The sequence below is a fragment of the Ornithinimicrobium faecis genome (assembly GCF_023923225.1).
Taxonomy (GTDB): domain Bacteria; phylum Actinomycetota; class Actinomycetes; order Actinomycetales; family Dermatophilaceae; genus Ornithinicoccus; species Ornithinicoccus faecis.
This window is the reverse complement of record NZ_CP099489.1, coordinates 1,687,684-1,699,794: the sequence shown is the minus strand read 5'-3', so window position 1 is coordinate 1,699,794 and position 12,111 is coordinate 1,687,684. Positions and strand designations below refer to the sequence as shown.

Here is a 12,111-nt window from a genome sequence, read left to right as displayed (position 1 = left end):
GCGGGGCCTGCGCGGACTGGGTCCGGACATGCCAGTAGCCCCGCCCTGACCGAGGTCAGAACGGGGCTACTAGGAATGTTTGTCCGGCGGTGTCCTACTCTCCCACACCGTCACCAGTGCAGTACCATCGGCGCTGAGAGGCTTAGCTTCCGGGTTCGGTATGTGTCCGGGCGTTTCCCTCTCGCTATGGCCGCCGTAACTCTATGGAAATATAAACCAACCGTGTTGCGGGTTACACGCACCGGGGCTTTAGGTCGGTGCGTGTGGGTTGTGGTTCGTATCTCGGGAACCACACAGTGGACGCGTAGCATCTTTGTTGTTTAAGTTATCGGCTTATTAGTACCGGTCAGCTCCACACATTGCTGTGTTTCCACATCCGGCCTATCAACCCAGTAGTCTAGCTGGGAGCCTCTCACGACTAAGTCGCGTGGAAACCTCATCTTGGAGTGTGCTTCCCGCTTAGATGCTTTCAGCGGTTATCACGTCCGAACGTAGCTAATCAGCGGTGCCCTTGGCAGGACAACTGACACACCAGTGGTTCGTCCATCCCGGTCCTCTCGTACTAGGGACAGCTCTCCTCAAGTTTCCTACGCGCGCAGCGGATAGGGACCGAACTGTCTCACGACGTTCTAAACCCAGCTCGCGTACCGCTTTAATGGGCGAACAGCCCAACCCTTGGGACCGACTCCAGCCCCAGGATGCGACGAGCCGACATCGAGGTGCCAAACCATGCCGTCGATATGAGCTCTTGGGCAGGATCAGCCTGTTATCCCCGGGGTACCTTTTATCCGTTGAGCGACGGCGCTTCCACAAGCCACCGTCGGGTCACTAGTCCCGACTTTCGTCTCTGCTCGACATGTCTGTCTCACAGTCAAGCTCCCTTGTGCACTTACACTCGAAACCTGATTGCCAACCAGGCTGAGGGAACCTTTGGGCGCCTCCGTTACTCTTTAGGAGGCAACCGCCCCAGTTAAACTACCCACCAGGCAATGTCCCTGATCCGGATCACGGACCGAGGTTAGATATCCAGAACGACCAGAGTGGTATTTCAACGTTGACTCCACGAACACTGGCGTGCCCGCTTCATAGTCTCCCACCTATCCTACACAAGCCGTACCGAACACCAATACCAAGCTATAGTAAAGGTCCCGGGGTCTTTCCGTCCTGCTGCGCGTAACGAGCATCTTTACTCGTAATGCAATTTCGCCGAGTTCGTGGTTGAGACAGTGGAAAAGTCGTTACGCCATTCGTGCAGGTCGGAACTTACCCGACAAGGAATTTCGCTACCTTAGGATGGTTATAGTTACCACCGCCGTTTACTGGGGCTTAAGTTCAGAGCTTCACCTTACGGTTGACCCGTCCCCTTAACCTTCCAGCACCGGGCAGGCGTCAGTCCGTATACATCGTCTTGCGACTTCGCACGGACCTGTGTTTTTAGTAAACAGTCGCTTTTCCCTGGTCTCTGCGGCCGTCCCAGCTTCCCACCGCGAGGGTGTTCACTGGTCGGGCCCCCCTTCTCCCGAAGTTACGGGGGCATTTTGCCGAATTCCTTAACCACGATTCACTCGATCGCCTTAGTATTCTCTACCTAACCACCTGAGTCGGTTTGGGGTACGGGCGGCTCGAACCTCGCTAGGAACTTTTCTAGGCAGCATAGGATCACCCTCTTCCCGCATACGCGGTCACTATCAAGCCTGGGGCATACAGGGTGCGGACTTACCTACACCCAGCCTTACACTCTTAGACGTGGACAACCATCGCCACGCGGAGGCTACCTTCCTGCGTCCTTCCATCGCTTACCTACTACAATCTCGGGTCACGCGTTCCACACACCCACACCGCGTCCTCGAAAGGACTTGGTGCGTTTGGCGTGCTTCAGGCGCTTAGCATCAACTGATTCGGTATTGGGCGGTCCTTCGCCGGTTCCGGAATATTAACCGGATGTCCATCGACTACGCCTGTCGGCCTCGCCTTAGGTCCCGACTTACCCAGGGCAGATTAGCTTGACCCTGGAACCCTTGGTTATTCGGCGGAGGAGTTTCTCACTCCTCTTTCGCTACTCATGCCTGCATTCTCACTCGTGTGGCATCCACGACTGGATCACTCCGCCGCTTCACTCGCCACACGACGCTCCCCTACCCATCAACACGCCTGGACACCACCCACAAGTGGATGATGCCGAGCAAAATGTTAATGCCACAGCTTCGGTGGTGTGCTTGAGCCCCGCTACATTGTCGGCGCGGAATCACTTGACCAGTGAGCTATTACGCACTCTTTAAAGGGTGGCTGCTTCTAAGCCAACCTCCTGGTTGTCACAGCAACTCCACATCCTTTCCCACTTAGCACACGCTTAGGGACCTTAGCTGGTGATCTGGGCTGTTTCCCTCTCGACTACGAAGCTTATCCCCCGCAGTCTCACTGCCACGCTCTCACTTACCGGCATTCGGAGTTTGGCTGACGTCAGTAACCTGGTGAGGCCCATCTGCCATCCAGTAGCTCTACCTCCGGTAAGAAACACGTGACGCTGCACCTAAATGCATTTCGGGGAGAACCAGCTATCACGGAGTTTGATTGGCCTTTCACCCCTACCCACAGCTCATCCCCTCAGTTTTCAACCTAAGTGGGTTCGGTCCTCCACGCCGTCTTACCGGCGCTTCAACCTGGCCATGGGTAGATCACTCCGCTTCGGGTCTAGACCCAGCGACTATGGGCGCCCTATTCGGACTCGCTTTCGCTACGGCTTCCCCACACGGGTTAACCTCGCCACTGAGCACTAACTCGCAGGCTCATTCTTCAAAAGGCACGCCGTCACCCCACAAAGAGGGCTCCGACGGATTGTATGCACACGGTTTCAGGATCTATTTCACTCCCCTCCCGGGGTACTTTTCACCTTTCCCTCACGGTACTTGTCCGCTATCGGTCACCAGGGAATATTTAGGCTTAGCAGGTGGTCCTGCCAGATTCGTACGGGATTTCTCGGGCCCCGTACTACTTGGGAACACCAACACTAGAGTTCCTGTTGTTTCGGCTACGGGGGTCTCACCCTCTATGCCAGGCCCTTCCAAGCCTTCCGCCTACAACAAAAATTTCTTACTCCAGCCCAGCCCGGTAGAACTGAGAATTGGGTCCCACGACCCCGAACGTGCAACGACTACCGTCTATCACACACGCCCGGTTTAGCCTGATCCGCTTTCGCTCGCCACTACTCACGGAATCACATGTTGTTTTCTCTTCCTGTGGGTACTGAGATGTTTCACTTCCCCACGTTCCCTCTACCCACCCTATATATTCAGGTGAGAGTAACTAGCGATGAAGCTAGCTGGGTTTCCCCATTCGGAAATCCTCGGATCAATGTCTGGTTATCGACTCCCCGAGGCTTATCGCAGATTCCTACGTCCTTCTTCGGTTCCTGGTGCCAAGGCATCCACCGTGTGCACTTAAAAACTTAAAGCCACAAAGATGCTCGCGTCCACTGTGTAGTTCTCAACATACGAACGGCCACCCCAGCTCAGCTCCCACCAACCACACACAAACAGTGTGGCGGTATGGGAACCACCAAGGCCCCGCACTCCCAAGAGTCACCAGAACCCAACCACCCACATCCACCAGCAGTTCCCTGCCGGCACCAACGGACGGTTGGGGCCCGATCCCTCAGGACCCAACAACGTGTCACACCCACCCGTGAACAACCCCAACCACATCGTTCCACACCCCAAAGGGTCGTACTAAACACAGCCAGGAACCCACGAACAGGCTCATAATCGATGTTCCACCCAGAGCTCGGCTCCCACGAAACACTCGTCCGTGCAAAAACCAAACCCACCCACCACCAACACGTGGTGGTGCGTGTGTTGCTCCTTAGAAAGGAGGTGATCCAGCCGCACCTTCCGGTACGGCTACCTTGTTACGACTTAGTCCCAATCACCAGTCCCACCTTCGACGGCTCCCTCCCACAAGGGGTTGGGCCACCGGCTTCGGGTGTTACCGACTTTCGTGACTTGACGGGCGGTGTGTACAAGGCCCGGGAACGTATTCACCGCAGCGTTGCTGATCTGCGATTACTAGCGACTCCGACTTCATGGGGTCGAGTTGCAGACCCCAATCCGAACTGAGACCAGTTTTTTGGGATTCGCTCCACCTTACGGTATCGCAGCCCTTTGTACTGGCCATTGTAGCATGCGTGAAGCCCAAGACGTAAGGGGCATGATGATTTGACGTCATCCCCACCTTCCTCCGAGTTGACCCCGGCAGTCTCCTATGAGTCCCCACCATAACGTGCTGGCAACATAGAACGAGGGTTGCGCTCGTTGCGGGACTTAACCCAACATCTCACGACACGAGCTGACGACAACCATGCACCACCTGTATACCGACCTTGCGGGGCACTCATCTCTGAATGTTTCCGGTATATGTCAAGCCTTGGTAAGGTTCTTCGCGTTGCATCGAATTAATCCGCATGCTCCGCCGCTTGTGCGGGCCCCCGTCAATTCCTTTGAGTTTTAGCCTTGCGGCCGTACTCCCCAGGCGGGGCGCTTAATGCGTTAGCTGCGGCGCGGAACTCGTGGAATGAGCCCCACACCTAGCGCCCAACGTTTACGGCATGGACTACCAGGGTATCTAATCCTGTTCGCTACCCATGCTTTCGCTTCTCAGCGTCAGTTATGGCCCAGAGACCTGCCTTCGCCATCGGTGTTCCTCCTGATATCTGCGCATTCCACCGCTACACCAGGAATTCCAGTCTCCCCTACCATACTCTAGCCTGCCCGTACCCACTGCAGACCCGGAGTTAAGCCCCGGGCTTTCACAGCAGACGCGACAAACCGCCTACAAGCTCTTTACGCCCAATAATTCCGGACAACGCTCGCACCCTACGTATTACCGCGGCTGCTGGCACGTAGTTAGCCGGTGCTTCTTCTGTAGGTACCGTCACAAAAGCTTCGTCCCTACTGAAAGAGGTTTACAACCCGAAGGCCGTCATCCCTCACGCGGCGTCGCTGCATCAGGCTTTCGCCCATTGTGCAATATTCCCCACTGCTGCCTCCCGTAGGAGTCTGGGCCGTGTCTCAGTCCCAGTGTGGCCGGTCGCCCTCTCAGGCCGGCTACCCGTCGTCGCCTTGGTAGGCCATTACCCCACCAACAAGCTGATAGGCCGCGAGTCCATCCCCCACCGAAAAACTTTCCACCACCATCCCATGCGGGAAGTGATCATATCCAGTATTAGCACCGGTTTCCCGGAGTTATCCTGAAGTGAGGGGCAGGTTACTCACGTGTTACTCACCCGTTCGCCACTAATCCACCCAGCAAGCTGGGCTTCATCGTTCGACTTGCATGTGTTAAGCACGCCGCCAGCGTTCGTCCTGAGCCAGGATCAAACTCTCCGTTAAAATCAAACACCCAACCAACACCACCACAAAGGCAGTACCAGCCGAGCAAACTTTGACCCACAAAGGGCACAATCACTAGCAGACAGAAACGAGTCAACTGACTCAATCCATCAATCTAATTCAAAGAAATCCTTGCCACCACGACACACCACACACCCACAAAAGATGCATGACACGCCCTGGGACAGGGTTAAAATTGGCATCGATTACTGACACGCTGTTGAGTTCTCAAAGATCGGACACACACCACCCACCACACAAACCATTTCGATCTGCAAGGCGTTTGGGGCAACCTGTTCAGTCTAACTTGTCGGTGTTGCTTGTCCAAATCGGCTTTCTCTCCGTGGAGAGCGCCCTGGCCAGGTTCTTCGACAAGGTCGTCCGTGCGGCATGGCCGCAGCGGCGAGACGTAACAATAGCACCGGTTCTGCGGCAGAACCAACTCTGGTCCAACAGCAGGTGACCAGACGGCCTCGATCGGGCTATCTGTGCAGGTCAGCGGCCCGGACGCGCCACCAGGTGGTGCTGGTGTGCCTGGTGAGTTGCAGCCGTTCGTGAGGTCACACCCAGCTTGCCGAAGATGTTGCTGAGGTGCCGAGCCACCGTGCGTTCACTCAGGACGAGCTCAGTGGCTATCGCGCGATTGCTCGCGCCCCCGGCCACCAGAGTCAGCACCTCGACCTCGCGCGGGGTCAGGCCGCCGCTCCCCCGGGTGCCGGCCGGCGACGAGACGTCCGCCGGCAGCACGGCACCGAGCGCCTCGCACCTGGCGGTGGCTTCCTGTCGCTCATGCTGTCCGGACTGCACGTCGCCGACAGCTGTCAGTGCGTCGGCCAGCACCAGGCGAGCGCGAGCCACCTCAAAGGGGGCGTCGGTGTCGGACCACAGGTGCATCGCCTTGCGGGCATAGGGCACCGCACCCGCCGCGTCTCCGCGCGCCAACTCGACCTGGGCATGGACTCGCGCAGCGGTGGCCGCGATCGGCGCACAGTCCGTCACCTCCGCAAGGAGGTCCAACTCCTGAGCCAGCCCCTCGGCATACGTCGTGTCGTCCACCGCCAGGAGCACATCGATGGCCGCTGGGAGGACCCGGCCCCGCTGGGCCGGGATGACGAGCTCCTCGAGCAGGCGCCGCACCGCGACTGCTGCGTCGTCGGCCCTGCCCTCCGCCAACCACAGCAGGGCCAGGCCCGGGTGCGGATCACACCCGTGGGTCAACGCACCCTGATAGGCGGCCTTCGCCTCCTCAAGCCGGCCACGCAGGCGGAGCAGGTCACCGCGCTCCCGCTCGGCGACCCCGGCGGAGCCGTGCTGGCCCAGGGACAGATAGCGCTCACTGGCGGCCGTTAGCGCGGCGAGCCCCGCGTCCCACTCGCCCCGCAGGATCAGGGTCTGGCCGTGATGCAGGGCAGCGGCGCCGGTGAAGACCGCCAGGCCCGGCTGATCGGCGCACCAGGTGCTCAGGCCGTCGGACCACTGGCAGAGACGATCCACGGCGCCGACCTCCTGACACCCCTCGATCGCGGTGCACAGGACGACACCGGCCACCAGCGGGCTCACCTCGGCGGCCCACACCCCGGACAGCGCCTCATCCAACTGGGCCAGACCGCGGGCCACGTCACCGCCATAGATGTTGAGCCGGCCCTGGCTCAGGACTCCCATCGCAATGAGGTCCGGCTGCTGCTGGCGGTGGCCGATCTCGGCAATCTCGTCCGCCAGGGGTCCCATCTGATCGAAGCGTCCCGCCCCGAGCGCACGACGCAGCTCAAGCATCGCGAGGAAGCCGCGCCCCACGACCGCTGCGTCGCTCGGGCTCTCAATCAGGGCGAGTTGACGCTCGGCACGCCCCAGCCAGCCCTGGAACATCGAGGACTGCCCGCGCAGGTCGAAGATCGTGGCCAGCAGGAAGGCCGAGTGAAGCGCCGCCTCGACCGCGCCGTGCTCGATCTGACGGTGATGGGCCGACTGCAGGGCACGCACGGCCTGATCCGGGTGACCGCTGAGGAACTCGGTGATGCCCCAGGTGATCTGGTCCTCGGTGCTGAGGTCCGCAGTGCTCGGGCCATCCGGGGCGAGCTCGCGCCAGCCGCTCAGCGCCTGACCCCAGTCGTGGCGGTCGGCGTCGCGGCGTGCCCTCTCGAGCCGGTCAGGGTCCATGCTCGGTCCTCCACCTGCAGGCTACTCCGGTCAGGCGCATCCCACGAGGGCCCGGCTTGTCGTAGCGAGCGTGCGAGACCTCTATCAAAATGCGGGTAGGGCGTGCGAGACCTTTATCTTTTTGCGGGGGTGCGCGCCTATCTTCTTGCGGGGGTGCGCGCCAGGATGCGGCTGGTCAGATACGCCGCGTCGCGGCCCACGCCGTGCAGCAGCATCGAGGCAAACGCAAACTGATAGGCCAGCCCGCAGAAGAAGACACCGTCGACGTCCTGGGCGACGCCGCGGGACTCCCGCGGCCAGCCGGACTCGTCCAGCACCGGCAGGTCCAGCCAGGAGTAGTCCTGTCGGAAGCCGGTCGCCCAGATCACGTTGGCCACCTCGAGCACCGTGCCGTCGTCCAGCTGCGGCTGACCGCCCACGGTGCCCACCACGCGGGCGGGCGTGCGCGAGACACCGGCCTCCAGCAGGTGCGAGCGCTTGACCCGCAGCATCTGGCCGCCGTGCGCGAGCACCTCGCGGCGCTGGCGCCGGCCCATCGGCGTGCGCCGGGTGAGCACGTGCCGCTGGGCCTGCACGAGGACGGTCATCACCGCCTTGAAGGCGGGGCTGTCCCAGGAGACCGGGACCTGGCCGGTGTCGCGACCGACCAGCGTGGTCTCGCGCGTCGGCGCCAGCTCGAGGGCGATGTCGCACCCGGAGTGCGCGGCGCCCACGACCAGCACGGGGCCCTCGCGCAGCTGCCCCGGCCGCCGATAGGCACTGGAGTGCAGCTGCAGGATCGCCGGGTCCAGCTCGCTCGCACAGGACGGCACTGAGGGCGTGCGCCCGAACGTGCCGGTGGCGATGACCGCGTTCTGGCTGCGCACGACACCGGTGGAGGTCTCGGCGCGGAAGCCGGAGCCGTCGCGACCGAGGTGACCCACGCGGGTCCCGAGCCGGACGGGGAGAGCCAGCTGCTCGGCATACGTCTCGAGATAGTCGCCCACCTCGTCCTTGCCGGCGAACGCCCAGGGGTCGCCCGGGAAAGCCAGCCCCGGCAGCCCGTTCACGCCGTTGGGCGTGAACAGGGTGAGCGAGTCGTATTGGTGGCGCCAGTTGTCGCCGATGCGCCCGGCGCCGTCGACGACGAGGCAGTCGCGGCCCGCCTGCGTGAGCAGGTGCGCGGTGGCCAGACCGGCCTGCCCGGCGCCGATGATCAGGGTGTCGGTGACGCGATCCGCGCCCGAGTCTGTGGTGGTGTCGGTGAGTGGGGTGTCGGTGGTGGACATGAGGCCCTCCGGTGAGATGGGTCGGCGTGGCGCAGATAGAGCGCGAGCATCACCGCGGTCGTGACCGCATAGAAGCTGTGCAGCACCCAGATCGGGCCGGCCGGCAGGGAGAAGACATACAGGGAGTGCACGGCGTTGCCGCCGTTGGCCAGGACGAGGTTGCCCAGGCTGTAGGACTCCAGATCGCGCGTCACCACGGCCTTGACGACCATCGGCAGCGCAGCGCTGACGAAGAAGACGGTCGATACGAGGCCGGCGAGGAGTGCGAGTCCGGACATGCCACCGACGTTAGGTTTCCCAGGCGCTGCGTCGCGTCGGTCAAACTGCCCATCTGTATGCCGAGGGCATGGTCATTTCTGCCCAGTCACCCCCGGCGGGGGTCAGCTCAGGGAGCCGTGGTGGGCGGTGCTGGCACGGTGCTGGTGGCCGGCGGGTTGCTGGTCTGGCGAGCGGTGTCCGTCGGACTGGACGTCGCCGGACCGGTGGGCGCCGGGGCCGTGATGGTCGGCTCCATCGTGGTCGTGGCAGCGTCATCACCGCCACCCTGGCTGCGCCCAAAGGCCAGCGTCGTGCCGTCCTCAGCGGTGAGCGTCAGGGTGTCCCCCTCGACGCCCACGGCCAGGGTTCCGGCATTGAGCAGACCGACGACCACGCCCTCCAGGTCTCCGACCTGACCCTCGCAGGCCCGCATCGTGAGCGCGATCGGGCTGAGGGTGACCTCGTCACCGCTGATCTCATAGTCGCCGCCACCGGTGTTGCAGCCGGTGTCGACGTTGAGCCTGCCGTCCTCGAACGTCAGTGAGGGAGGCGGCGCGCCGGTGCTGGTCGCCTGACCAGCGTCCTGCAGGAAGTCCGTGCGCAGCTCCCACGTGCCCGTCAGGTCGGCGCCTGCTGGTGTCTCGGTCGTCGGCTCCACGTCACCGGTGGTCGGCTCGACGTCGCTGGTCGGCGTCGACGGCGGGGACCACGAGCCGGGGCTGTCCTCCATGGAGCAGGCGCCCAGACTCAGGGCCAGCGCCAGCCCCAGGAGCGGGAGGCCCGACCGGAGCCGGGCGTGGATGGGGCGGTCGGCTGCTGTGGCATTCACAACAGTCAAGACTGCCGTCAGCCGGCGATCCTGTCGAGCGCAACGGTCAGATCTTCGGGATACGTGCTGTCGAAGGACACATAGTCACCGCTGCCCGGGTGCTCAAAGCCGAGCTTGACAGCGTGCAGCCACTGACGCTTCAGCCCGAGCTCTGCCGCGAGCCGCGGGTCAGCGCCATAGGTCAGGTCACCACAGCACGGGTGGCGCAGGGCGGAGAAGTGCACGCGGATCTGGTGGGTGCGCCCGGTCTCCAGGTGCACCTGCAGCAGGCTCGCGCGCCGGTGCGCCTCGAGCAACTCATAGTGGGTGATCGAGGGGCGCCCCTCGCTGCGCACGGCAAAGCGATAGTCGTGCCCCGGGTGCCGGCCGATCGGGGCATCGATCGTGCCCTCGTGCGGATCGGGCAGCCCCTGGACCAGCGTGTGATAGGTCTTGTCGACCACCCGGTCGCGGAAGGCCTGCTTGAGCACGGTGTAAGCCCGCTCGGACTTGGCCACGACCATCAGGCCGCTGGTGCCGACGTCCAGTCGCTGCACGATGCCCTGCCGCTCGGGGGCGCCGGAGGTGGAGATCCGATAGCCGGCTGCGGCCAGTCCCCCGACGACGGTCGGCCCGGTCCAGCCCACGCTCGGGTGCGCCGCGACATAGGCCGGCTTGTCCACCACCACGATCTCGGTGTCGTCGTGCACGATGCGCATGCCCTCGACCGGCTCGGCCCGCACCGCGAGCTCCTCGGGCTCGCGCACCGGGGGCAGCACCACCTCGACCCAGTCCCCGCTCTGCAGACGGTCAGACTTGCCGACGGTGCGACCGCCGATGCTGATGTGCCCCTCCGCCGCCAGGTCCGCCGCGCGGCTGCGAGACAGCCCGAGCAAGCGGGACAGGCCAGCATCAACGCGCTCACCGTCCAGGCCGTCGGGCACGTTGACGGTGCGGCTCTCGCTCACAGCGCCCCGCCCTCGTCTGCGTGCCGGCCGCGCTTCTTCTTCGGCTTCTTCGGCTTCTGTTCCTCGTCGGCGGCCAGCGTGCCGTCGGGGTTGATGCCGCGCAGTGCCAGGATGCCGATCAGCACGGCCGCGAAGGTGATGCCCATGTCCGCGACGTTGAAGATCGGGAAGTTCGGCAGCATCAGGAAGTCGACGACGTGGCCCTTGCCAAAGCCCGGCTCGCGGATGAGCCGGTCGGTCAGGTTGCCCAGCGCCCCACCGAGCAGCAGACCCAGGCCGATCGCCCAGGGCAGCGAGCCCAGGCGGCGGGCGTTCCAGACGATGACGATGCACACGGTGACCGCCAGGATCGTGAGCAGGCCCGTGGAGCCGGTGCCCATTGAGAACGCGGCGCCGGGGTTGTAGGTCAGGTGGAACTGCAGCAGCTCACCGATGAACGGGCGCGTGGAGCCGTCGGACAGCACATCCTCGGCGATGTTCTTGGCGATCTGGTCGCTGACGACCCAGACGGCCGCGATGGCCAGGACCATCCAAAAGAGGGATCGTCGGTGTGGCCGTGGCGGGGAGTCCGTGGCGTTGTCCCCGGCCTCGGGGGTCAGCGCCGCTCCTGCTTCTGCTTGCATGTCAGACACAGGGTCGCACGCGGGAACGCCTGGAGCCGCATCTTGCCGATCGGGTTGCCGCACGACTCGCAGGCGCCGTAGCTGCCTTCCTCAATGCGCTCCAGGGCGTGCACGATCTGCTCGAGCAACTCCTTGGCGTTGTTGGCCAGGGACAGCTCGTGCTCGCGCTCCCAGGTGGCGGCGCCGGCGTCGGCCTGGTCGTCGCCCGAGCCCTCGCCGCTGTCGCGCATCAGCTCCGCCAGATCGGCCTCGGCCTCATCGACCTCGCCCTGCAGGCGCTCGCGGTCCGCCTCCAGCTCACCGCGGACCTCGGCGAGCTCCGCGGCGGTCCAGGCGTCCTCCCCCGCAAGAACCGGCAGGTCAAGCGTCTTGGAGCCGGCAGTTTTCTTGGGCGCGGCCTTCTTGACCGCGGCCTTCGCGGGAGTCGTCCCTCGTGCTGTCGTCTTCGCGGCAGCGCCAGTCTTGCCAGCCATGCGACCCCTTGCTCCACAACATCCCGAACCGACCCAGATTTGGATCGGGTCCGCGAAGGATAGGTGCTCGAAGGGGTGAATGACAACCCTGTAAATGAACAGTCATCGACCACGAGCCAGATCGCGGGTGAAGCAGCAATCCCCGCGCCGGCCGGTGGGCCGATCGCGGGGA

At 63.2% G+C, this 12,111-nt stretch carries 7 protein-coding genes and 3 rRNA genes; all 10 read right to left on the bottom strand.

Annotated features, from left to right (window positions below; translation table 11 throughout):
- Window positions 1-81: 81 nt before the first annotated feature.
- Window positions 82-198 (bottom strand): 5S ribosomal RNA (rrf, locus tag NF556_RS07835).
- 118 nt (window positions 199-316) lie between these two features.
- Window positions 317-3,451, bottom strand: a 23S ribosomal RNA gene (locus tag NF556_RS07830).
- A gap of 411 nt (window positions 3,452-3,862) precedes the next feature.
- A 16S ribosomal RNA gene (locus NF556_RS07825) occupies window positions 3,863-5,384 on the bottom strand.
- The 16S, 23S and 5S rRNA genes sit together here, the layout of an rRNA operon.
- Before the next feature lie 495 nt (window positions 5,385-5,879).
- The gene (locus tag NF556_RS21370) at window positions 5,880-7,541 is read right to left on the bottom strand and encodes a LuxR C-terminal-related transcriptional regulator (RefSeq protein WP_289781780.1); all 1,662 of its coding nucleotides are present in this window, start codon (window positions 7,539-7,541) and stop codon (window positions 5,880-5,882) included.
- A gap of 137 nt (window positions 7,542-7,678) precedes the next feature.
- Window positions 7,679-8,809, bottom strand: a complete 1,131-nt coding sequence (locus NF556_RS07815) for a flavin-containing monooxygenase (protein ID WP_252595062.1) — start codon at window positions 8,807-8,809, stop codon at window positions 7,679-7,681.
- Entirely contained in the window at window positions 8,737-9,087 is a 351-nt protein-coding gene (locus NF556_RS07810) for a hypothetical protein (protein ID WP_252595061.1), read from the bottom strand. The genes NF556_RS07815 and NF556_RS07810 overlap by 73 nt, the downstream gene beginning before the upstream one ends.
- A gap of 107 nt (window positions 9,088-9,194) precedes the next feature.
- On the bottom strand, window positions 9,195-9,896 hold the full coding sequence (locus tag NF556_RS07805) for an META domain-containing protein (RefSeq protein WP_252595060.1): 702 nt from the start codon (window positions 9,894-9,896) through the stop codon (window positions 9,195-9,197).
- A gap of 17 nt (window positions 9,897-9,913) precedes the next feature.
- A complete protein-coding gene (locus NF556_RS07800; RefSeq protein WP_252595059.1) occupies window positions 9,914-10,843 on the bottom strand; it encodes an RluA family pseudouridine synthase in 930 nt (309 codons plus the stop codon).
- Entirely contained in the window at window positions 10,840-11,466 is a 627-nt protein-coding gene (gene lspA / locus NF556_RS07795; RefSeq protein ID WP_252595058.1) for a signal peptidase II, read from the bottom strand. Before lspA ends, NF556_RS07800 begins: the two co-directional genes overlap by 4 nt.
- Window positions 11,439-11,939, bottom strand: coding sequence for a TraR/DksA family transcriptional regulator (locus NF556_RS07790; protein WP_252595057.1), 501 nt, complete (start codon window positions 11,937-11,939; stop codon window positions 11,439-11,441). The genes lspA and NF556_RS07790 overlap by 28 nt, the downstream gene beginning before the upstream one ends.
- Window positions 11,940-12,111 lie beyond the last annotated feature (172 nt).